The sequence below is a fragment of the Camelimonas fluminis genome, assembly GCF_014656355.1.
GTDB lineage: Bacteria > Pseudomonadota > Alphaproteobacteria > Rhizobiales > Beijerinckiaceae > Camelimonas > Camelimonas fluminis.
The window spans coordinates 1-22,537 of sequence record NZ_BNCG01000037.1; the positions used below are offsets into that span (position 1 = coordinate 1).

Annotated in this window: 18 protein-coding genes and 6 pseudogenes; 12 read left to right on the top strand and 12 right to left on the bottom strand. The window is 63.1% G+C overall.

Annotated elements, in window-relative coordinates:
• Window positions 1-59 precede the first annotated feature (59 nt).
• The 7 genes and pseudogenes from IE243_RS19500 to IE243_RS19530 all read right to left on the bottom strand — a co-directional run.
• Window positions 60-869, bottom strand: a pseudogene (locus IE243_RS19500) (calcium:cation antiporter); the annotation flags it as partial.
• 102 nt (window positions 870-971) lie between these two features.
• Window positions 972-1,421 carry a hypothetical protein gene (locus IE243_RS19505; protein WP_191321021.1) on the bottom strand — a complete coding sequence of 150 codons (450 nt, stop codon included), beginning with the start codon at window positions 1,419-1,421 and terminating at the stop codon, window positions 972-974.
• A 303-nt stretch (window positions 1,422-1,724) separates the two neighbouring features.
• A pseudogene (locus tag IE243_RS19510) lies at window positions 1,725-1,898 on the bottom strand (transposase); the annotation flags it as partial.
• A gap of 25 nt (window positions 1,899-1,923) precedes the next feature.
• A pseudogene (locus IE243_RS19515) lies at window positions 1,924-2,273 on the bottom strand (transposase); the annotation flags it as partial.
• Window positions 2,274-2,375: 102 nt separating this feature from the next.
• Window positions 2,376-5,069, bottom strand: a complete 2,694-nt coding sequence (locus IE243_RS19520; protein WP_244643268.1) for an autotransporter family protein — start codon at window positions 5,067-5,069, stop codon at window positions 2,376-2,378.
• 291 nt (window positions 5,070-5,360) lie between these two features.
• A complete protein-coding gene (locus IE243_RS23205; protein ID WP_210319919.1) occupies window positions 5,361-5,822 on the bottom strand; it encodes a transposase in 462 nt (153 codons plus the stop codon).
• 339 nt (window positions 5,823-6,161) lie between these two features.
• Window positions 6,162-6,314: pseudogene (locus IE243_RS19530) on the bottom strand (IS21 family transposase); the annotation flags it as partial.
• 90 nt (window positions 6,315-6,404) lie between these two features.
• Between IE243_RS19530 and IE243_RS19535 the strand changes: the two are divergent.
• Entirely contained in the window at window positions 6,405-7,661 is a 1,257-nt protein-coding gene (locus IE243_RS19535; RefSeq protein WP_191321024.1) for a serine hydrolase domain-containing protein, read from the top strand.
• A 291-nt stretch (window positions 7,662-7,952) separates the two neighbouring features.
• On the opposite strand, the pseudogene IE243_RS23820 reads toward IE243_RS19535, so the two are convergent.
• Both IE243_RS23820 and IE243_RS19545 read right to left on the bottom strand, forming a co-directional pair.
• Window positions 7,953-8,078, bottom strand: a pseudogene (locus tag IE243_RS23820) (AMP-binding enzyme); the annotation flags it as partial.
• A gap of 84 nt (window positions 8,079-8,162) precedes the next feature.
• Entirely contained in the window at window positions 8,163-8,408 is a 246-nt protein-coding gene (locus IE243_RS19545; protein ID WP_191321025.1) for a KGG domain-containing protein, read from the bottom strand.
• Between the two features lie 470 nt (window positions 8,409-8,878).
• Between IE243_RS19545 and IE243_RS19550 the strand changes: the two genes are divergently transcribed.
• The 3 genes from IE243_RS19550 (at window position 8,879) to IE243_RS19560 (ending at window position 10,184) form a co-directional block, all read left to right on the top strand.
• On the top strand, window positions 8,879-9,046 hold the full coding sequence (locus IE243_RS19550) for a DUF6889 family protein (RefSeq protein WP_191321026.1): 168 nt from the start codon (window positions 8,879-8,881) through the stop codon (window positions 9,044-9,046).
• A 173-nt stretch (window positions 9,047-9,219) separates the two neighbouring features.
• Complete coding sequence (locus IE243_RS19555; protein ID WP_191321027.1) at window positions 9,220-9,516, top strand: DUF982 domain-containing protein; 297 nt, start codon at window positions 9,220-9,222, stop codon at window positions 9,514-9,516.
• A gap of 401 nt (window positions 9,517-9,917) precedes the next feature.
• Window positions 9,918-10,184 carry a hypothetical protein gene (locus IE243_RS19560; RefSeq protein WP_191321028.1) on the top strand — a complete coding sequence of 89 codons (267 nt, stop codon included), beginning with the start codon at window positions 9,918-9,920 and terminating at the stop codon, window positions 10,182-10,184.
• Between the two features lie 12 nt (window positions 10,185-10,196).
• On the opposite strand, the gene IE243_RS24010 is transcribed toward IE243_RS19560, so the two are convergent.
• On the bottom strand, window positions 10,197-10,469 hold the full coding sequence (locus IE243_RS24010) for a con-10 family general stress protein (protein ID WP_191321029.1): 273 nt from the start codon (window positions 10,467-10,469) through the stop codon (window positions 10,197-10,199).
• 119 nt (window positions 10,470-10,588) lie between these two features.
• On the opposite strand from IE243_RS24010, the gene IE243_RS19570 reads away from it, so the two are divergent.
• On the top strand, window positions 10,589-11,569 hold the full coding sequence (locus tag IE243_RS19570) for a hypothetical protein (protein ID WP_191321030.1): 981 nt from the start codon (window positions 10,589-10,591) through the stop codon (window positions 11,567-11,569).
• 393 nt (window positions 11,570-11,962) lie between these two features.
• Here IE243_RS19570 and IE243_RS19575 read toward each other — a convergent pair whose 3' ends face one another.
• Window positions 11,963-12,988 (bottom strand): helix-turn-helix transcriptional regulator, encoded by a 1,026-nt coding sequence (locus IE243_RS19575; protein ID WP_191321031.1) that lies wholly within the window; start codon window positions 12,986-12,988, stop codon window positions 11,963-11,965.
• Between the two features lie 244 nt (window positions 12,989-13,232).
• Between IE243_RS19575 and IE243_RS19580 the strand changes: the two genes are divergently transcribed.
• The 3 genes from IE243_RS19580 to IE243_RS19590 are packed head-to-tail and all read left to right on the top strand — an operon-like array spanning window position 13,233 to window position 17,097.
• Window positions 13,233-15,455, top strand: coding sequence for a TonB-dependent receptor (locus IE243_RS19580; RefSeq protein WP_191321032.1), 2,223 nt, complete (start codon window positions 13,233-13,235; stop codon window positions 15,453-15,455).
• A 2-nt stretch (window positions 15,456-15,457) separates the two neighbouring features.
• On the top strand, window positions 15,458-15,826 hold the full coding sequence (locus IE243_RS19585; RefSeq protein WP_191321033.1) for a hypothetical protein: 369 nt from the start codon (window positions 15,458-15,460) through the stop codon (window positions 15,824-15,826).
• Entirely contained in the window at window positions 15,823-17,097 is a 1,275-nt protein-coding gene (locus IE243_RS19590) for an MFS transporter (RefSeq protein WP_191321034.1), read from the top strand. The genes IE243_RS19585 and IE243_RS19590 overlap by 4 nt, the downstream gene beginning before the upstream one ends.
• A gap of 52 nt (window positions 17,098-17,149) precedes the next feature.
• Here the strand turns inward: IE243_RS19590 and IE243_RS19595 are convergent, their stop codons facing one another.
• Window positions 17,150-18,283: an MFS transporter gene (locus IE243_RS19595; protein WP_191321035.1), complete on the bottom strand. Its 1,134-nt coding sequence runs from the start codon at window positions 18,281-18,283 to the stop codon at window positions 17,150-17,152.
• A gap of 202 nt (window positions 18,284-18,485) precedes the next feature.
• Between IE243_RS19595 and IE243_RS19600 the strand changes: the two genes are divergently transcribed.
• The 4 genes and pseudogenes from IE243_RS19600 to IE243_RS19615 form a co-directional block, all read left to right on the top strand.
• Window positions 18,486-19,337: an IucA/IucC family protein gene (locus IE243_RS19600; RefSeq protein ID WP_191321036.1), complete on the top strand. Its 852-nt coding sequence runs from the start codon at window positions 18,486-18,488 to the stop codon at window positions 19,335-19,337.
• Window positions 19,324-20,832, top strand: a complete 1,509-nt coding sequence (locus tag IE243_RS19605; protein WP_244643269.1) for an IucA/IucC family protein — start codon at window positions 19,324-19,326, stop codon at window positions 20,830-20,832. The genes IE243_RS19600 and IE243_RS19605 overlap by 14 nt, the downstream gene beginning before the upstream one ends.
• On the top strand, window positions 20,829-22,154 hold the full coding sequence (locus IE243_RS19610) for a lysine N(6)-hydroxylase/L-ornithine N(5)-oxygenase family protein (protein ID WP_244643270.1): 1,326 nt from the start codon (window positions 20,829-20,831) through the stop codon (window positions 22,152-22,154). The genes IE243_RS19605 and IE243_RS19610 overlap by 4 nt, the downstream gene beginning before the upstream one ends.
• 219 nt (window positions 22,155-22,373) lie before the next feature.
• A pseudogene (locus tag IE243_RS19615) lies at window positions 22,374-22,537 on the top strand (IS5/IS1182 family transposase); the annotation flags it as partial.

Consider the following 22,537-nt stretch of genomic DNA (forward strand, 5'->3'; position numbering starts at 1 on the left):
GAGGCCCGCACTCCGCTAATTTACGCCGCGATCTGCGCAAAATGTTCTGACGACGTACAGGCGCCCGAGAATGCGGCGGTCATTTCAGCAGCCCCGCCAACCAGAGCAACAACAATAAAACCAACGAAGGCGGGGGTCATCCCGAAGGTCTCGGCGGCCTTCTGCACGGACCCGACGAAAATCTCGCTCACCAGCGCCACCAGCACCGTAACGCCGGCCAATGTGGCCAGGGCGAGCCCGATAGGCCACGGCCCCTCTTCTGTCAGGGGAGCCTCAGCTCCCGAGAAGATCTCCCGGTGTGTGCCGAGCGAGAACAGCAAGCCTGCCCCATATCCGGCGATCAGCAGCACGGCGAGGCCCAGACTTAGTTGCTGGGTGACCGCTGCGGATGAAGCGGAGTCGACTTCCGCAACGGCGGACGGCATCAGCAACGCGATTGTCGCCAGGAAAAGCAGCCCCGCTTGCAACCGGGCCGCGGCCCGGTTGAATTCCTGGAGGTGATGCTTGAGACCGCCGACCAGAAACGAAGCGCCCAGCATGAACAGCGTATTGGTGACAATGGCGCCGGCGATCGACGCCTTCACCAGCGTATGTTCACCCGCGCGCAGGGCGGCCAGCGCGATGACCAGCTCGGTCAGATTTCCAAGCGTCGCATTCAGCAGCCCACCGGTCGCGTCGCCCGTCCTTGCCGCAACGGCTTCGGTCGCATGGCTGAGCAATCCGGCCAGCGGCACGATCGCCAGCACCGACAGGACAAAGAGCGCCGTATGGGCTGCGGGAGCCAGTTTTGCGACGGCGAACACCACCGGAACCGCGACCAGCAACCACAGCAGGGGGCTTTCGCGAATCTGTTTCAGCAGAGGGCCCATCCGACTACTCCCTGCAGTTCATTTGGGCTCATTGCTTGTTGGCCCTGGTGATGCGCGCGCCATCCACGAAACGACGGCGGACCGGAAGGCGGTCTGTTGCAGTCAGCGCTTGAAGCCGATCACAACGCCGTCCGCTCCGAGGGAGAGCTGAATGCCCTTGCGATGCGTGGTGAGGCGCAGGGTGACGCCCCTGCCGTTGCGCAGCCACAGGCGACCGCGCCCCGTATCCCCGAGGGCCCAGCCCTCGCGCAACTGTATATAAGGGCCGGCCAGGTCCCCGATCGCCCGTAACCCATATACAGACCCGGTCGCGGTCAGCTTTGAGGCGCCAATGCCTCCGATGCCAAGGCCTCCAACTGTGATCGGATAGGTGCGACCTTGATAGGTGACCGACCCGCCGCCACGCTGGGCCGATCCGATGAAAGCAACCTGCACCTGCTCAATGCGAATGGATGCGCTCGCCGGGCCAAGCGAGGACTTTTGCGCCGATGCCGGCGCGCCTGCCATCAGGCTGACCGCGAGGGCCATCAACAGGGCCGTGTACTTGATCATGATCGTTGCCTCCGTGTCCGGACAGCCGTTTGCCGGGTGGATGACCTCAGGAGCAACCGGCCGGAAGCATTCCATCAAGCCAGATCTGCTATCCTAAGGATGGCCTCACGGAAAAGCCGACGCAACGCCATATCCATCTATTATGTTCGTCGAATTTTTACGAGAGCCCATTGACATGACTATATGGAAGTGATGAAGATCCTAGCTGGATTGTACCAGATGGTCCAAGGTTCCGCGAACGCCTATCATAGGCGAATACATATAAAACACCCTCGGCGACTCGTTGCCGATGGGGGATTTTGGCGCCGGGCTGTCAAAAGCAGCCGCCATGTTCTCGATCGCCGTGCGCTTCCAGGCGCTGATCATCGTCGGATGAATATCGTATTTTTTGGCCAGCTCAGCCGTCGTCAGTTCATCGCGGATCGCCTCCAACGCGACCTTCGCCTTGAACTCAGCCGAATAGCGCTTGCGTGTCATACTGCTCGTCCTTCGTCAGCTCATCGAGTTTAACGACTGGTCCGAAATTGTGGGACCACCTCTGTTTGGCAATGAAGGTGAACTTCATGTCGCCTCTCGCGCGAAAAAAGCCGCAGCTTTCTTCAGGATGTCACGCTCCGCACGCAGCCGCGCGACCTCTTTCTTCAGCACTGCAATCTCGGCCAGATCGGCAAGCATCTGCCCGTTCCCGGGAAGTGCTGTGGCCGGGGTCGCGGTCAGTTCCCGCATCCAGCGGCGCAGCACGCTCTCCGCAACATCAAGGTCACGGGCTGCCTGCGCTACCGCAACGCCACGGTCCGTCACCAGCCTCACGGCCTCGACTCTGAACTCGCGGCTGAACTTCCGCTTCGTCATATCTGCACTCCTGTTCTCTGGTCACGATCTTATCTTCGTGTCCACGAAACCGGCAGCAGGCCAAGGCAAAGGCATCAATTACTTACATACTTGTAGTTCGCTTTAGAAGCGGACGTTGAATCTGCCTTTAAGCGTCTGGTCAGTGGCATTCGAACCGGCCTGGGCGCCGTAGCTGGCGCCAAGTGTGACTGCGCTGCTCACCTGCCAGTCGAGACCTACGCCCACGACGACGGCGCTGCGATCGACGGGAACGCTCGATATTTCGAATGCCGACAGCGAGTCGCCCGAATTGAGCGACGAGCGGAAGGCCAACAGCGCTGCCGGGTCGACATCGCCAAACGCAGCCCGCCAGCCGAGGGACGCGCGAAGCACAAACTGCCCGCCGGTGACGGTATTGGCCCCCGGCAACGCTGGCGCCTCAAAGCGCGCTTCGAGCCGGGCTCCGATGGTGGTCACCCCGAGATCGTAGTCACGGCTGAATCCGGCAAGCGCTGAATCGCCGCCGCGCTCGGAGAAGCCATCGACTCGCAAACGGATCGCCGCAGCATTGACGAACGGTTCGACCGTGGCCGTGTAGCTGAGGCCTCCGACCGCTCCCTGTCCGGCCAGCAGCGAATAGCCGGCTTCGCCAAAGGCCTGCAGCGACGCCGCATCCTGTTTGGCGTTAGCAAAGTCCGAAAAGGGGCCGAACTGGATTGCGCGGTTGGTCTCGACCCGGGAGCCCATGTAGACGCCACCGGCCGCGAGCCGCCAGGGCCCAATCGATGTTCCGGCATAGAGCGCCCCAAAGGCGCTGCTCGTTGTGCCGTGCGACAGCAGCCTGTCAACGTCCACATTCGTAGTCAGGTAGCCGCCAGCGATGCCGAGCCGGATGCCCTCCGGCAACGTGGCGGCGGGCGCCAGAACGTCGGCGCCAAAGATAAAGCCGCCGGTCTGACGCTGCACAGTTGAAGCGTTTCTGTCAGATCCAGCGCGTTCCCAGGCGCCAATGGCCTCACCCCAGACACCGACCGCTGCAGGATCAATCGACCGCGGCAGTTTTGGGTCTGCCGCAAACGGCGCTGACGCGACCCGGCCACGCAGGCGATCGAGGATCGTCTCGCGCACCAGGCCCGACTCCCTGTTGAGGCCGGACGGCAGGGCGGCGTGGATCTCGCCGGAGAGCATGCCCAGCGCGGCCCCGAGTTGGGGCTGGCCCAAGCCGTAGAGGTGACCAAGGGCTGCGGAGGCGGTATTGCCGGTGTTGGTCTGGGCATTGCCGTTGAAGAAGCCGTCAACCGCGCCGCTCACGGCCGACTGATTGGCTGAAAGCCCAGGCTGCTGGGCCATCTGTGAGGTCAGGTTCAGCACTACGCTCGTGCCGGTATAGGCCAGAGCCGCGCTCACATAATCCGGCAGGCCAGAAGTGGCCAGTGTCGTGAATGAACCAGTCATCCCATCCGTGGCGCCCACCAGAGTATAGCTGTTCAGCAGCAGCGACGTCTGGAAAGGAACCGCCAGTGTGCCGGCGAGCCGCGCAACGCCCTTCACCCCCAGAGCATCATTGCCGTCGGCGCCAACCCGCAGCGACAGGGTTCCGACCTGGGTCTGGGCAAAGACACCACCGATGAGATGCGTGATAGGGACACCGGTGCCGGTGACGCCAATCCAGCCGCTGTTCTCGAAGCGCTTCTGGGGTCCGGCGGTCGCAGCGATACGGCCGTCAATCACGCCGGTATTGACGATGACGGTTCCGAAGCTGTCGGGGCCGGTGCGCAGGGCATCGGCGACGGCGGGCGCCTGCAGCACGCCGTAATTCAGCAAGGTTCCATAGAGGCCGTGCATCTCGACCGCAGCGCCAAGAGGGCCCGTGGCGACGACGGTTCCGGAATTGGTCAATACGCCATAGGTCTCGCCGCGGATGCCGATGCCGCCGTTGCCGCTAACCCGGACAGAGCCGCTATTAACGATGTCGTCGCCCTTGCGCCCCGAGAGGGCTGCTGCATTGTCAGCAGAGGAAGTGAGCGCGCCGACGTTACGGATCGGATTGTAGATACCCGGGATGGTGGCGACGAAGCCATTGGGCGTGGTGGAGCCGGGCAGCAGATAGATGCCCACCACGGTGTCGCCATAAGCGGAGTTCGAAGACACCAGCGTTGCGCCTGGGATATTGATCTCGTGCCAGGTCGGAATCCCCAGTGCGTCCACATGCAGCACGCCGGCATGCACCACACCGTCCGGAGTTACCCAGTCGGCGACCATATTGTATTCGCCGGAACGCCCGGCGCCGGTGATGCCTTCGAGGTGTGTGATGATGGCGGCGGGATGGTCGTAGGTGGTCCACGTCCCGGTGATCTTGTTATAAAGATAGCCGTGTTCGAAGCCAATGCCGCCGCCGGGACCTACCTCGGCATAGCCACCGGCAATCATGTCGCCATAGACGCCATAAGCGGTGGTGCTGATTGCGCCTGGCTTGTTGTTGGTGGCGTAACTTCCGGTAGAGATCGTGTAGATCATCGCGTTGCCGGTCGCGAGGCGCGTGTCATAATTGCCAACTACCGTGTCGCCGAACGTGCTGTGGGCAATGGTGTAAAGGGTCGGGTTGCCCGGCGCGCTGGGGTAAGCCAACGGCGTAATCTGCTGATTGGGTGCAGTTGCGCCATCATAAAGGTAGCTGAGATCGTAAGGCGACGAGGCCGCCGTCATGTAGCTGCCGACGGTGCGCAGGACGCCGCCCTGGTTGCCAAAGCTCGGCCCATAGGGCGAGGAGCCAATGGCGTCGGGATAGTTCACACCATTTGCCGTGGCGACCGGCATGGCCGACCACTGTCCGGATGTCGTATTGTAGAGCAATCCGCCAGTCGATGTCGTGCCTGGCACAACATAATTACCGACAATGGTGTTACCCCGAATGCCCGTCAGAAAAGTGCCAGTGTCATCGTAATTGAGCGTGGTGTATTGCGTCGGCGTCTGCGCCTGCACGAGGTCAAGCGGAAATGTTGCTGTGCTGGCGACGGAAAAACAGGCGAATGACCACAGAAGTCGCTTGTAAATACTCTTATGTATCATCGCAAACCCATCCGCCCCAGAATAGCAATCAGGGGAGGACTAACAGAGCTGCAGGTAGAATCTAGTCGAATATCCCGGAATCGCACCATCAAACGGGAGCCCCCCCATATTTAGGGGGGTATTCGTAGAATTCAGGCGGCCACTTTGAGCTTCTGTGCGGGCGTGATGCCGCCGATGGGCGGTCATTGTTGCAAGTCTAGACGCGATGCTACGGGCTTGGGCGATGGCCCGATTGGCCCTCGCGTCATAACCTTTGTCGGCGAGCGCGGCACGGGGCGTGACGTCGGGACCGAGATCCAGCAGCAGTTTGAAGAGCGGGCTGTCGCCGGACTCGCCGCCGGTCAGGTGAAAGCTGACCGGCTGGCCGTCGAAGTCGCTCTTGAGTTGGATCTTGGTGGAGAAGCCCCCGCGCGAGCGGCCAAGGGCCTGTCCGTCCTGCCCCCTCTTATGGATGGCCCGCCCCTCCCGCCGGCGCCCGTGTAGCATGACCAAGGGGCTCATCGAGCATGTTGCAGGCGTCTGTCTGGACGAAGCGCGGGGTTGGGTTGCGGAAAAGGTCGGCGACGCCTGGGAATGTGGCGATGCCCACGCAAGAATTTCCAGATTTCTTGAAGGCTCCGGAAAGCTGAAGTGAAATTGTCCCCGCCATAGCGGTTAACCATCGCCATCCGTGGAGATGCTGTGGAAGATGTGGTCCTGAATTTTGGACCACCTCTGTTCATAGAGCGCCTCATCCGCGAAAGGATCCGCTGGTGTCGGCGCTGGCGGTTGGACAGCAAATGACGAATGGACGTTCATAATCAGGATTGACTTGGAGGAGTTGTCCGGTTTGGTAAAAGCGTAGGCGCGCACCATGAAAGCCCGACTGCAGTACAGCTTTACATGCGCGACCTGCAGCTTCATCCGTTCGCTGTCCCTGCTCGCCGCGTCTTCACTCCAGTCGAACTGGAAAGCTTCGCCGGACCCAAAAGCCAGTGGTACAAAAACGCCGCGGACGCGCGCCCTCGAAATTCAGATATCCACATCTACCCCGCGCGAGTAGAGTTTCTGGCAAGGAAAAGAGCTCACACAGGGAGGCGAGTCATGGTGAAGCCGGAAACGGTCGGCATGTCGGCGGCGCGATTGGAGCGCCTCGACCAAGTCATGAAACATCGCTACGTCGATGGCGGCTACCTACCGGGCTTCATCACTCAGGTCTACCGCAACGGCGAGCTGGCACATACTGGCATTGTCGGCTCCATGGACCTTGAGCGCGGTCGCCCGATGCAGGAAGACGCAATCTTCCGCATCTACTCGATGACCAAGCCCGTGATCGGCGTCGCCCTGATGATCGCAGTCGAGGAAGGGCTCGTCGGCCTGGATGACGATGTGCACAATCACATCCCCTCGTTCAAGGAACTCGGCGTCTACCAGAGCGCCATGCCCACCCTGCTGCCGAATCAGCCGCAGCAGTTCATCATCCGCCGGCCTGAGCGCCATATGAAGGTGATCGACCTGGCGACCCACACCTCGGGCCTCACCTACGGCTTCCTCAGGCGCACTGCCGTCGACCAGGCCTACCGCAAGGAAAACGTCAACGCCTTCGACACCCCTGGCGGCCTGCAGGGCATGATCGACCAACTCTCCCGCCTGCCGCTGGAGTTCTCACCGGGAACGCAGTGGAACTACTCGGTCGGCATGGACGTGCTCGGCTATATCATCCAGCAGGCCTACGGCATGCCGCTGGGCGAAGTCCTGCGTCGCAAGCTGTTCGAGCCGCTCGGCATGAAGGACACCCACTTCTACATCCCATCCGGGGAGATCGGCCGCTTCACGTCCTGCTACCAGCCCGGCGCTGGCGGCAAGGGCCTGAAGCTACAGGACGACGGCCAAAAGAGCACCTACGCTGAGCCGCCTTTGCTCGAAGCCGGCGGTGGTGGCCTGGTTTCCACCACCCACGACTACATGCGCATGTGCCGCATGCTGGCCAATCGTGGGAACCTGGACGGCGTCCAGATCCTCAGCCCCAAGTCGATCCAACTGTTTAGCCTGAACCACCTGGAAGGCGGCCGCGAACTCGCTGACATGGCGCCGCCGGGCATGTTTAGCGAGGCGGGCTACGCCGGCCAGGGCTTCTCGATCTGCACCGGCGTCAACATCGACGTCGCCAAGACACGCCTGCCCGGCACGCTGGGTGAATTTTTCTGGGGTGGCGCCGCCTCCACGGCCTTCTGGGTTGACCCGAAGGAGGAGTTGGCTGTCGTCTTCATGACCCAGGTTATTGGCACCGACGCTCGCCTCACCCTCCGCCGCGACCTCCGCACCCTGACCTACTCGGCCATGACGGAATCCTACGCGTAGAACCCAAACTGTTGATTTTCGCTGAGAGCCTGTCGTCTAATCGCATCCGGTAGTGCAAGCCCTTTTTGGCGGCGAGTTCGTATGCCGGGGAGCATGGTCGTCTTCGCGGTCGGCACATGGCCGCCGCATGAAGGGGCTTCGCGGGAGGGGCGGAGATGGATATCGCGGTGCTGACCGCTGTTGTGGCCATCTGGTCTCTGATCCAGGGAGCCGTCCTGCTTTCAAGGTGGCGCTCATTTCCAGACGCCCCCGATCTATGGTGGTCGGGCGTCGGGATTATACTTGTTGGTCTATGAAGGCGGTGATCGCCTCACCCCAGCGATCGTGCGGCAGGCCGACGACGGCGGCGTTCATCACCGCCGGATGACGTAGCAGCACTTCCTCCACCTTAATTGACGGTACATTTTCGCCACCGGTCTCGGCATGTGGGCGTATGACTTCCTGCCGCCTTGGGAATGGCGGGCGCTGGAAAAGCTGCCGAGGCGGTAGACCGCTGCCAGGTCAGGACTTTTCGCGGGACTTTTTGCCTGCCCGCGATGCCAGGGTGCGGTCCTGTGAGAAAGCTCGCTCCCCCGCGCCAACACTCTTGCCGCCCTTGCTACCAGCCGTGGCCGCCAATCCTGTATGGGTGAAGAACGCCCGCTTTTCCTTCGGCACGCTGCGCCCACCCTTGCTGGCTATCTCTTTGCGGCGGGCGGGGTCCATTGATGCGAACCCCCGTCGCGACTTTGGCTTGGTGTTTTCCATTTGCGTCCCCTGCGCCAAGGCTCTGAATTATCATCAGTTGTGGGATAATTCAGGCCGCTGCGATTGGGATGTCAACGTCACCTAGAGGCGGGCCAGACAAATGGATAGGTGCCGTTATGGCACCTCATCGTTCACAGGCGCGACGCTGTTGCAGACGCAGGTGGGCCGGATGGCGACGTATGTGTTCGCAGACGCTAAACATGACGCCGGGTCAATCATCATTCCGCATTCGCCTCATCGATATCCGTCCCGTGAACAGCCTATAGGTGAACGATACCAGGGCTGCGACACCCGTACCGAGAGCCAACAGGGCTAAGAGAAGCTGGATGGCCTGCTGCCGGCTCCGTGGACACAGTGTAAGATCGCGGGCGTGCGCAGGACCGCGATGGGCAGCAGAACATAGCTGCCTTTTCAACTGCGGCTATGCGTGGCATTCGCTGTCAAATAGCCGGTTAACCGAGGGGGCCCGGATGCCGGATGACGAGGACTGGCTGTTCAGGCCGGTCCTGCGGGGCATGTGTCGTTACGAAAGCCTGGTCGACGGGACCCGGGATCTGGCGGACGTTGCAACGATAAATGACGTCATTGACGTGCAGGACGAGAACAGCAGGCGGGCAGAAGCGGCTGCCAGATCCTGAAGGCTCGATGCCGCGAGGGCTTGACCTCGCGGGAGCGTTTACCAAAATCATGGCAGCCGCCGATAGCGACAGTTCGCTCAAGGCGGCGATCAACCAGACCGGATCCATGTTGCTTCCAGGAGGATATGGCTATGGCAACGTTGGCGATCGCCCCCCGCTCAGGGAAGGGCTGCATGACGACATCAAACAACTTCGAACGCCCGGTCGTAATCCTGACCGGGCTTGGGCACCCGGCGGCAATCGCGTCGGCCATGGAAGCCTACGTGTTTTTGGCCGACTGGCCTGTGAGCAAGCGCGATCCAGCCCATGGCTTCGCACTGAAAGCCTGCCTGGCGGCGATCCGCGGCGAGGTCGAAGCAGACACGGCCCGCGGGGTGTTCTCATCCTGGGCTGAGAAGCATGATCTTCTTGCGCCTGATTTCGCGGCCTTCGCCGGAAACCGAAACGAAGGGTCCCGGGGCCTCGCTTGACGAAGATGGGGGCCGGCAGGCCGGGAGCGTGCCGGCCTCCAAGGCTTCACGACCTTCCGCGTCTCTGAAACTGCTAAGCCATGGTCAGGCCCATGGTTCCTTCTGGGAGCGCTTGCGAGTGGCGCGACGCTTCGAGATCACACCGCTGCCGATCACCCCTGCAACGACAACAAAAAGGCCAAACAGCAGCGCTGCTACTGCTATTGGCGGAACCACGCATCCCAAAGAACCATTCCCCCCTCAATCCGGGTGAATATGATCCGAAATCACAGATAGTGCATGGCCAATTTGGGATAGGTTTCTGCCCACATTACCCCATTGACTTACTTATCGTGAGTTCTGCGAGCGTGCTGCACCGATCGCCACGCTTGCGGAGTACGAGAAAGATGGAGAGCAGGAGAGTGCCTATCTGGGCGATCACCGTGACGTTCACGAACTCCCCGGCGTCTCGTCCCTCCATCATGCAATATCTCGCAGGCGCCAATTCGGAAGATGAGGCGCTTCATGCCGTTCGCCTCCGGCTGGGTGCGAATCCAAATGACCGGAAGCTTGACCTGGTGGTGCGCCGGAGCCCGGATGCGGATGGATTGCTGGCAATCAAGGAAGGCCAGGCCATCCCGTTCCATGACTTCGAACGGTTCCGTCGTGCCAAAGCTGAAATGAGCTAGGCCAAAGGCGCTTCAGATCCCGGAGCCACCCTCTTCGGGAGGCCTGATCACCCGGGCCTTTCTCCCTGCCGATGAGGCTAGCTCCCGGTCCCGGGAGAACGATCGGGATTCGGCGGCGACATTCCGACCACCCTTGCGGCCAGCCGCTGCAGCATTCTCGGTGCTCACCGAGAATGCTCTCTTTTCCCTTGGGACGCTTTTCCCGCCCATGCTGGCGATCGCTTTGACCCGTTCCGGGTCCATGGCGGCGAAGCCCCTTGGCGTCTTGGGTCTTTGAGCGGTCATCCCTCACCTCACGAATCCGTGATCAACGTTTTTCGTTTTAGAGCGATCTCCAATCGTGTCCATCGTCGTTAGAGACGAGCGCGATTGAAACGCCGAAATACGTCAAAAGAGGTAGCTCTATGTCAGACGTGGTGCGGGAATTCCTGGTCGGTCTCGGTTTCAAGATCGACGCCACGAGCGAGCGGAAGTTCGTGGAAGGCGTTCAGAAAGCCACGGAGCAGGCGCTGGCCCTCGGGACTGCCATGCAGGCCGTCGCAGCCACCATCACCGCCGCTGTGGTCAAGATCGCCCGGGATATGGACCAGATGGCCTACGCGTCGGAGCGGCTGGGCTCATCGGTGAAGGACATCAAGGCGGTTTCCCATGCCATCGGGCAGATGGGGGGATCCGCACAGGGCGCGTTGTCATTCATGGAGGGCATTGCCCGGTTCATGCGGAACAGCCCGGGCGGGACCGGCTTCATCCGCCACCTGGTGGGCGACAAGGTCGACGTGAAGGACACCGCCGCCGTCATGGACGCTCTGGCGGTGAAGTTCCGGGAGATGCCCTATTACCTGGCGAAGGCGAGGGCCGAGGTCATCGGCATCGATGAGCAGACGCTGCAGGCCATGGTGCGGGGACTGGACAAGTTCAGCGCCGAATACCGGGCCAAGATGGGCGCCGCCGGGCTGAACCCGGAAAAGCTGGCTGCCGACAGCAAGAAGTTCATGCAGACCTGGAACGGCATGTGGCAGTCGGTGGAGATGGTCGGCCAGAAGATCGCGGCCAATCTGATGCCCTACCTCGGCCGGGAGATCGAACGGTTCGCGGAGTGGCTGGACAAGCATTCCGCGAAAATCTCCTGCTACACTACCCGGTTTGCGGAAGCCGCGCTGGAGGTCGCGACCTTCATCAGGGACGCCATTTTCAGGTTGGGAGACATCGACCCGGCAGTAAAGCGCGTCCTGGCCGTGCTCGGCGCGCTCATGGGCGTGGCGTGGGCGCTGGGAGGCCCCATCAGGATCCTGCTGCTGCTCGGCGCGGCCAAGCTATCAGTGGGGGTCGCTATCGTCTGCAAGTACCGCCCCCGACGCCGCCAGAAGCCCAACCACCACTGCTAACGCGCCTAAAGCCGCTTTCATTTCCGCCCCTCTTAGCCAAGCGCCGAATCGTAGCCGCGCCTGCCTGCGCTACCGCAACGCCACGGTCCGTCACCAGCCTCACGGCCTCGACTCTGAACTCGCGGCTGAACTTCCGCTTCGTCATATCTGCACTCCTGTTCTCTGGTCACGATCTTATCTTCGTGTCCACGAAACCGGCAGCAGGACAGAACATCATGACTGGATCTCGGGCCACTCGATCGCCCCTGCCACGCGTCGCCCGGCAAAGCGCCCCGACCCGTGGCGGCCGCGGAACACTGGCGGCTGGTGTCGAAGCGCGGCATTGTCAGGCGGCAAGGGGCGATCGGGCGTCATGGCCTGATGTGGGCCTGCGAGTGAAGATTTGGCGGCCTCTTAACGTCGCGGGCGGGCGGTGGAAATGGGCGCATCCTCGACAGACGCATCCTGGACGGCCCTACCCACGGACCGGGCCTGACGCGGCGGGACGCCGAAGCGCCGGCGGAAGGTGCGGTTGAAATAGGACAGATCGCCAAACCCCACCGTGAAGGCGATGCCACTGATGGAGAGGTGGTCGCCCTCACGCGACTGCAACATGCGCATGGCCCGCTCAAGCCGGCGCTGCAAAACGAAATCCGAAAAGGTCAGCATCTCGTCGCTGAACAGCTTTTGCAAGTAGCGCAAGCTGATGCCGTGCTGCTCCGCCACCTGACGGGCGTTGAGCCCCTGGTCGGTCAGGCGCGCTTCGATGTCTGACTTGATGGCAATCATGCGGTCGTCGGGGCGATGCGACGGCGGCGCTCCGGCCGGCTGCCCCAGTTCCTGGGCCATGATGTTCACGAGATTGACCATGAACGCCATCACATGCTCACGCAGTTCCGGGGTTTTCATGGGCATCAGGCCGCGCATAAGGGCGGCGCCGTAGTTGCCGAGCATCTGAAGGGCGTCATCGCTGGCGCTGAAAACGCTCATGGCGCCAGCCGCCGTCATGGCCCCCTCGCCAAGCCTGTCGCGCGGGGCGATGAAGCAATCCACCCGCGATACCCGGGTCAGTTGCAGGGCGGAGTGGGCAAGATCCGTAACCAACAGCGCCTCGCGTGCATGGACAATGGCATGGCTTGACCCGCGCCGCGCGACCATGACGCCGTCCGCAGGGCGCAGCAGCACCGCCGCGCCTTCCAGGAAGGCGCCATCGAGGCCAAGCTCGACGCCCGTCCAGGGCGCGAACAGGGATTGCAGGCCAATATCCGGCTCAAGCCTCAGCACTGCCCTGGCGTGCAGCGGCGCCGGATGGGCGGCGTCGATTTCGCAATGGCGCGCGGTTTTGCCGGCGATGCGCAGATCAATGTCCTTTGGCGCGTCCTTCGCCACATACCACACCGGCATGGTCCTTGCGGCGCGACCCGACGCATCCCGGGTCACTGCCCCCCTGTTACGCCCTGGTCCGCTTTCCACTTCGCACCTGTCCAAGAACACGACCGCAGCGGCATATAACAACAAAACAAGCAAATCGTAAGGCAAAAGAAGCAAGTTACCAGATATACGGCAGCTATCTTAATTTAGAACAATTAAAATACACGTATTTCAGCCGACGCGTGCCTGCCTTCGCAGGGTGAGCGCAACGCATCGATCGCGGTGACTTGGCAACAGGGCGAACAGACACATCATGAGCAGAATCCTGCTGGCCATGGCGACCTGTGTGGCGGTCGCTTCTCCCGTACTGGCCCAACAGGCCCCGGTCGCCGAGGTGCAACTGGACGAAATCACCGTGACCGGCTCGCGGGCCCAGCGCGCGCTGTCGGATATCCCGCAGTCGATGCAGGTGATCGATCGCGGCCAGATCGATACGCAGATCAAGCAGGGCGGCGGCGCGGCCGGTCTGCTCTCCCGCGTGGCGCCGGGCTTTTCCATCAACAACCAGACCGTGTCGGGCGCGTCAGAAACCTATCGCGGCCGCAGCCTACTGGTGCTCGTCGACGGCGTGCCGATGACCACGCCGCTACGCGACGTCTCGCGCATGCTGTCGCTGATTGATCTGAACGCGGTTGAGCGCGTGGAGCTGGTGGCCGGCGCGTCCAGCCTTTACGGCGCAGGCGCGACAGGCGGCACTGTGAATTTCATCACCAAAACCGCCCAGCCTGGCGCGCCGCGCTTCACCGTCAGCAGCAAGCTGACCGCTTTCACGGCAAACATAGGCCAGTCGGTGGCGCCGGAGGTCTCGGCGGGTGTGTCAGGCAAGAGCCAGAACGGTCTTGACTACGTGCTGTCGGCCACTGGCGCGATGACGCGGCGAACCTATGACGGGGCCGGTCGCGAATTGCCATCCGACGCGATGCTGGGCCAGGGAGGCGGCGACCGCTTCGGCAAGGTGAACGTGCTGGCCAAGCTTGGCTACGACTTCGATGGCGGCAAGCGTCTCGAACTGTCTGGGAACTATTACTATTTCGACCAGAACCCTCGCTATCTGACCAACTATGCTGGCGCCTTCGCCCAACCCGATTTTCTGCGCCCGTATACTGGCGAGAATGTCACAGAAGATACAAAGTCCATCTCCTTGCGTTATACGGACAAAGATTTTGCGTTCGGCAACCTTAGCATTCTCGGCTTCTACAACGACATCAAGAAGCGGTTTAACTACACAGAATTTTCTTATCCCTACAATTCCCAAGTTTACTATTCATTCGACCCGCGCAACCCCACCAGCAGCGCCAACCAGACGACGCTGTATTCCAATCGCGGCGGCATGAACCTGACGATCGACACACCGCTCGACACGATCTGGCAGGGAGCGAAACTGACCTGGGGCGCCGATCTGATCCACGAAAAGACCTGGCAGACACTAACCGACGGGCAGAACGTGTTCACGCCGCTGCACCAGACGACGACGGCCGCGTTCGCGTTGCTGCAGGTTCCGCTGACCGACCGCCTCACCGTGCGCGGCGGCGTGCGCTATGAGAATTTCGCCCTTACGGTGGACGATTTCACCCGGCCGGCCGCTTTCGCCGCCGTGGCGGCGCGCACGCCGGCCGGCTACCAGGCGTTTGTGCTGCCGGCACTGCGCGTCACTGGCGGCGACTACAACTATTCTTCGCCCACGTTCAATCTCGGCGCCACCTTCAAGCTGACCGACAAGGCCGAGCTGTTCGGCGGCTTCTCCCAGGGCTTCGCCCTGCCCGACATTGGCTCCTATACGCGCCGCGCCGGCCTTTCGACCGCCTACGCCTGTCCTCTGACCCGGCCAAACTGCCTGCCGGCCTCCCGTTCTGTGATCTCCTATGCCGAGATCGCGCCGGAAGCCCAGATCGTCAACAACTATGAAGTCGGCGTTCGCGGTTCGGTCGGCAAGTTCAAGGGCAGCCTCGCGGGGTTCATCAGCACCTCGCGCGAGGGCGTGACCTTCAATCCACTCACCAACCAGATTTCCCAGCAGAAGGAGTTCATCTGGGGCGTGGAGGCCACCGGCGAATATCAGGTGACGGAGCAACTGGCGCTCGGCGGCATATTTGGTTTTCGCGAAGGCCGGTACGATTCAGACAATGACGGTCACCTGGACAGCTGGCTGCCCAATAACCGCATCGCCACGCCCTATACCGGTACGCTCTACGCTAGTTACCGTTTCGAGAACGGCGTGAGCGTGCGCGTCGAGGGCCAGGCCTGGTCCGGCCGCAACCAGCGAATCGATCTGTCCGGCGCGCACTACCGGATCAAGCCAGGCGCGACCATGAACGCCGTCCTCACCGCGCCAGTTCCCGGCGGCGGCGAAGCATTCGTCTCGGTGGACAACCTGTTCAACGCCACAGTGCAGAACCCGACCGGAACATCAGTCCGTAACCTCCCGGTCTATTCCTGGGGCCGGATGATCGCCGTCGGCTACAAACAGACCTTCTGAGCATGATCCTTTTTGAGCAGCAGGGCGCACTGGCGACGCTCCGGTTCCAGCCGCCCTACGCGCCTGACGATGAGCGCGATTATCTGGAAGCGCTCCACCGCATTGGCGATTGCCCGTCGGGCTTCGTGCTGCTGGCGGTGCTGGGCGGCGGCGCCAGCCTTTCCCGGGAAGGCGAACGGGCCCAGGCGCTATGGTTCAAAGCGACCCGCGACCACATCAACGGCAACTGCCGGGCCATCGCCATGGTGCGTCCCGGCGCCAACGGGCGGATGACAGAGATTTTCAGCAGGCTCTGGAACATTCCACTCGGCTCTTTCACCGACGAACAGTCCGCCATGGATTTTCTGGCGCAGCATGGGGCGGGGCCATGATCGCATCCAACCCGACCGCCCTCGCGGCCCCTGTCCCGCGCATCGGCCGCTACCGTCTGTTCGCCGTGCTGGCGGGGCTTTATCTGGCGCAATCCATTCCGTCGTACCTGATCGCGGCGGCGCTGCCGCCAATCATGCGCGATGCCGGCGTCTCACGCGCCGCCATCGGCTACATGAGCATCCTGTTCCTGCCGCTGGTGCTCAAGTTCCTGTGGGCGCCCCATGTCGACCGCATCCGCCCCTTCGCCCGGGCGCACCGCGCCAGCTGGATCATCATCACCCAGGTCGCAGTGATCGGCTGCCTGTTCTGCCTGCTGCCGCTGGGGCCGACTGATGTCATGGCCATCATGGCGGTGGGCATGGTCGCCTCCCTGCTGATCTCGACCCAGGACATCGCCACCGACGGCTACGCCGCGAAATACCTGCCGGCCCGCGACCGGGCCATCGGCAACGCCATCCAGGGCGGCGCCGTGGCTTTCGGCGTGCTGATCGGCGGCACGCTCAGCCTCACGCTGTACCATCACATTGGCTGGCGCTGGATGATCCTTGGCGTGGTCATGTTTTCGGCCCTGCCGCTCCTCGCCGCCGCCGCCATGCGCGAGAGCGACGCCCCGCCCCCCGCTGGCGCGCCCCGGCCGTCGATCCTTCGCTTCCTGCGCCGCGCGGAGGTTCGCAACATTCTCTGGGTGGCCCTGATCTACCGGGTGAGCGAAGGCCTGGTGAAAGCGATGGAGGGGCCATATCTGGTCGATTCCGGCGTGCCGCTGGACCAGATCGGCTACCTCTCAGGCGCCTCGGCGACGACGGCGGGCCTCGCCGGATCGGCGATCGCAGCCTGGCTGGTGACGCGGCGAGGCGCGCGCTTTGCCCTCGGCCTGCTGGGGGGCATGCGCACACTGTGTTTCGCCCTGTTCGCCCTGCACGCGCTTGGCGCTCTGGCTGGAACCTGGCCGCTGTTCGGAGCGGCCGGTTTCCAGACGCTGATCCGCTACATGGAGATCGTCGCGCTCTACAGTCTGTTCATGTCGGTGACTTCATCGGATCAGCCGGGCACGGACTTCACAATTCTCGCCTGCGCCCAGCTCATCGTCTATCTCATCGGCTCGCTAATTTCGGGCAAGCTGGCGGATCTGTTCGGGTATGGCGCGCTGTTCGCTCTCGCCACCTGCCTATCGGCCATCGCCGTTCTCGCCACCATGCGTATGTTGCCGCCAGGCGCCCCAAGAGACGCCAGGGGCGCCGGGCGGGCCATGACGCCAGCCGATGATTGAAACAGGCCTGCATTGACGCACAAAAGCCGGTCCGCTTCGCGGCAAGGCCGCGCTATTCGCCCGCGTCCATGGCTTCGCCGGGTGGGCTTCCAACGAACCTGTGCAGCGCCATGGCAAGTATCAGGCCTGCGGCGGCGCAGAACAGCAGCGGCGCGCCAGGCCAGAGAGCAAACATCAGGCCGCCTGTCAGCGCGCCGGCGCCCTGCCCCAGCACGTGCGCACTGGCGAGCCAGCCAGCAGCCGCCGTCTGCTGGCCTGCAGGAACGCGGCCAACGAGAGACGCGGTGTAGGCGGGCGTCGCCATGGCTACGCCGGCGCCAGCCAGCAGGGCGCCTGCCATCAGCGCCGGAAACAGCGGCGCCAGCATGACCGCGCTGCCAAGCGCGAACAGCGCCAGCCCAAGGCGCATGTGACGCATCGCGCCGCCAGGCCGCGGCGCCAAACGCAATTGCACAGCGATCATCACCACAGCTGTCAACGCATAAGCCAGACCGGCCCAGCGGGCGGCGGCATGGGCATCCATTCCGAACCAGGCCTGGAGGAACAGGCCGAGCGTCATCTGGATCTGCCCGAAGCCAAGAGTGAGAATGAAGCCGGTCGCCAGCAATGGCCCCACGGCGCTCAGCAATTGCCTCAGGGGAATGGTCTGGCGGGTTGATGGCGCGCGCTCCTGGACGTCCGGGGCGGCCAGCAGCGTCAGAGGCGCCAGCGTCAAGGCCGTCAGGACCGGCCACAGGCCAGCCGCGCCTGGCAACGTGACCAGCGAGCCAAGGATGCGTCCCATGCCGAGACCGGCGCCGAGCCGCGCCAGCGCCGCCGGTCGCCTGGCAGGCCCGACCGCGTTCGCCACCGTCGCCTGGGCGTGCGGCGTCAACCCCGAGGCGCCAGCGCTGTAAATGATCCGCGACAGCATCAGCAGGCCAAGAGCGCGAGCACCAGGAAGTCCCGGCGTCGCGAGGGTCGCGAGAAAAAGCAGCTGCCCGACGATCATCAACGCCGCCAGAACGCGAAAACGCACCCGCAACCCCTGGGACCGCTGGCCCCAGAGCGGCGCCCCAACGAGGAAGGTCATGGCGCCGGCAAAAGCGACGGCGCCAATGGCCGGGGCGTCCAGCCCTGTGCGCGCGACGATGATCGGCACGAGCGCCAGCAGGGCCGACTGACCGAAGCCAACCGTCGCAACCATGGCGGAGAGCCAGCGTATATCTTTGGCGGAAAGCACCACATTCCCATGGGTAAGTCACAGAACACATGCCTGTGATATGCAAAATACCACGAAAGTAAATCAATAATTTTTCTCATTTGAATAAATACAAACTAAGCACATTGCATAATAGTCCAATATTTATCTTATCTCCGCCGTTATGGTCCGCGCAGAGGTAACCAGGATGATGGAAACCAGACCAAAACCGACAGATACCGCCGCGCGCGTCTCCGCGCGCGCTTTCCTGCTGAGCCTGCTCCGCGAGTGGGACGGCTGGTCGCTTGAAAGCGACGACGCCTCCGGGGCGGGTTGTCATGGCTCCGCGACGCAGGACGCCGCGCGCCTGCTGCTTCCGCTGCCTTTTCATGGCGTCACGCTGGCCATCGCCGTCTCGCATGCGTCGGCGGTTGGCTGCCACGGAATTCGCCCGCCGTTTTACGAGGTGCGCCCAACCGGTGAGGAGTGCACCATCCCCTTCGCACTGGCGGCGGCGTTGATAGCCACTGAACCGGCGATCACTGGCGACGCGGATGCAGCGCAACTTCAGACATTTCTCGCCCGCGTCCTCGACAGCATGGCCAATGTGGAGGACGTCGTTCGCCAGCTTCCGGATCGCGCGCCGGTCTGCGCGGCGCGCGACATCTCCTTTATCGAGGGCGAGCAAACGCTGCGTTATGGCCACGCCGTGCACCCGACGCCGCGCAGCCGGGATGAGTTCTCCATCACGGATTCCCGCCAGTTCGCAGCCGAATATGGCGCAGGCTTCCAGCTGCGGTGGTGGGCGGCGGCGCCGGGCAACGTTGTTCATGCATCATCGCGCAGCGCCTCCGCGCCGGCCATGGTCCGCGACCTGCTCGCCACCGACGGCGCGATCAGCGGCGCTGTTTCTGAGGCTGAGCGCACCGGGCGCGTCATCCTTCCCATGCATCCTTGGCAAGCGGCGCGTCTGGCTCTGGATGAGGAAGTCGGGTGCCTCATGCGAAGCGGCGCCATCACCGATCTCGGCCCATCCGGCGCTCGCCATGTATTGCCGTGAACTGTATGGCACCCTGCACGCCGACGCCCAGGTCGCCCGTCTCAACGCGGGGATTTCAGGAGAGGCGCTGTTGCGGCTGTCAGATGCGACCTTGCAGCAATATCTCGATGGTCACCCCAAGGCTCCCGCCTGCAAGGGGCGCATTGGCTGGGGCGCCGCTGACGCCGCCGCGTTCGCGCCAGAGTTTGGCCAAGAAATCCGGCCGATGTGGATCGCCGCCGACCGCGACGCCTGCCGCTTCAGCATTGGCGCCGGCTGGGATGAGGAGCGCCTGCTCGCCGCCGCCTTCGATGGCGCCGGACGCGCGCGGCTGGAAGCGACGTTGCGGCGGCTGAAGGTCGATCGCAAACGTTACCTGCTGCTTCCGGTGCACCCATGGCAGTGGGAGCACATGATCGTCACACAGTTCGCAGGCGAAATCGCCGCGCGACGACTGATTCCGCTCGGGGATTTCGGCGACGGATATCTGGCGCTGCAATCCCTGCGCACCCTGGCCAACGCCAACCGCCCGGCGGCGCTGCACCTCAAGCTGGCGCTAACCATTCTGAACACGTCGGCGTGGCGCGGCGTCCCCGGCAAATACATGGCCATTGGTCCCGCGTTCTCTGCCTGGCTGGCGGCGAAGACCGCCTCAGATCCGGCGCTGGCAGGCGCCATCGTGCTGGGTGAACCGGCGGGCGCGTTCTACCCGCATCCTGTTTACGAACGCATCGACGGCGCGCCCTACCAGTTTCGTGAAATGCTCGGGGTCATCTGGCGCGAAGCTGTCGAAAGCCACCTGCGCAACGGCCAGAGCGCCATGATGTTCGGCGCCTTGCTGAAAACCATGCCGGCGGGCCCGCCGCTGGCCGCCGTTCTTGTCGCCCGCTCTGGCCTCGCGGTGGAGATCTGGCTGGCGCGGCTGTTCGATGCGGTGGTGGTTCCGCTCTACCACTTCCTCTGTCGATATGGCGTCGGTTTCATCGCCCACGGCCAAAATCTCACGCTCATCCTGGAGAATTTCACGCCCTGCGGCGTGGCGATCAAGGATTTGCAGGGCGATGTCGATCTCATCGACGCCGATTTTCCGGAGGCCGCTGACATGCCGGACGGCGTGAGGGAGACGCTGCTCCGCCGCCCTGCGCCGCATCTGTTGCAGCACCTGCAAACCGGGCATTTCGTCAGCGTGCTGCGGTTTCTCTCCGATGCGCTCGCTGGCTGCGGCGTCATCGATGAAATGGCGTTCTATGCCGTCCTCGCCGAACGCCTGCGCCGCTATCAGGCCAGCCATCCCGATATGGCCGACCGCTTCGCGCTGTTCGATCTGTTCACGCCGAAGGTTCCGCGCATCTGCATCAACCGGGTCCGGCTGGCCATCGGCTACAGCGATGCCAGCAGCCGGCCGAGCCCCGGCCTTGGCGGCGACCTCGACAATCCACTCCATTTCGCCCCGATCCAACGCGCCGCGCGAGCCGCAGCCCCGGGACGAGCCGACCTTGCTGGAGCACATCCATGATGAAGCAACACCAGGCGCATCGCGCTCCGCTCGATCTGGCGGGCATTGGCATTGGGCCGTTCAACCTGAGCCTCGCCGCCCATCTCGACGCCGTTGGCGAACTGGAGGTCAGGTTCTTCGACCAGAATGAAAGTTTCGCGTGGCATCCCGGCATGATGCTGCCGGACGTTACCCTGCAGACCTCGTTCCTGAAGGATCTCGTCAGCGCCACCCACCCGGTCAGCCCATGGAGTTTTCTGTCGTATCTGGTGGCGAACCGGCGTTTCTACGCCTTCCTCAATGCTGATTTCCCGGCAATCCCGCGCCAAGAATTCGCCAGCTATCTGGCCTGGGTCGCCGCCAGTCTGCCAAGACTGCAATTCGGCGCCCAGGTGCGGGAGGTCGATTTTGATGGCCGTGATTTTACTGTCCGCCTAGCCAGTGAAACCTTCAGAGCTCGCAACCTTGCACTGGGCGTTGGCCTCAGGCCGGCCATTCCCCAATTTCTCAACCGGCTTCGGCCAGAGGCAGCCTTCCATTCTTCACGCGCCGCGTTTGAACTCGCACGCTGCGCCGGCAAAAGGGTCGCGGTGATCGGCGGGGGCCAGAGCGGCGCAGAGATCGTGCTGAGCCTGCTTAATCGCGGCGTCGGAGCGCCAGCGCATGTCGACTGGATCAGTCTGCGGCCAAACTTTCTGCCGCTTGATGAAACGCCATTCACCAACGAACTGTTCACGCCGCCCTACGTCGCCAGCTTCCACTCCTTGCCTGAGGCGCGGCGACATACGGCCGTGGAGCGCGAGAAGCTCGCCGGCGACGGCGTTTCAGCGGAAACGCTCCAGGCGATCTACCGCCGGCTCTATGTGCTGCGCCATCTGGAAACTGGCGGCCCGTCCACCAGTCTGTTGCCGCATCGCGAGGTGATAAACGCCGAGCCGATGGAGCATGGCTGTCAGCTCATCATGCGCAACGGCATGGACGGGCAGATGGATATTCGCAAGGTCGATATCCTGGTTCTGGCCACAGGTTACAGCTACGAACTGCCGTCCTGCCTCGCGCCGCTGGCCAGCCGCATTGATCTTGATCGCAGCGGCCGGCCTCGGCTTGATCCGGACTTCGCGGTGCGCTGGGACGGGCCAGCCGCCTCCCGTATCTTCGCCCTCAACGCCGGCCTGTTGAGCCATGGCATCGCCGAGCCGCAACTCAGTCTGATGGCCTGGCGTAGCGCCGTCATCGCCAACGCGCTGGCGCGGCGAAAAGCGTTCGACGTGGAGCGGCCGGAAACCATGGTCCAGTGGCTCGACAGGATGCCGCAAGGCGCCGAAGCCGGCGGCAAGGCCTGAATTCCTCCCCGGCTCCCGGCCACCAAGGTTTTGGCTGGCGGGCAAGGACGCCGCACCTTGCCCACCGGTTGCGGCGCGAAACCGTAACAGGTCCAATCCTGTCGATAGGCTGACATCGACCAAAGCCGCGTCTCAGGCCGTCTCCACATTCCCACAAATCCCACGGGACTACGCGCGATAGCAGGATCGGGCCGCCTCTGCGATCTCGACCAATCGCTCACCTGTGTCAGCGTCCACCAGCACGGAGCGAGGGAAAAAGGGGCTGGAGACGATGGCGGCATGGGACGTTCCCGCGGCGGTCTCGCGAGCAAGATCCACGCACTTGTACGTCGTCAGAACATTTTGCGCAGATCGCGGCGTAAATTAGCGGAGTGCGGGCCTCG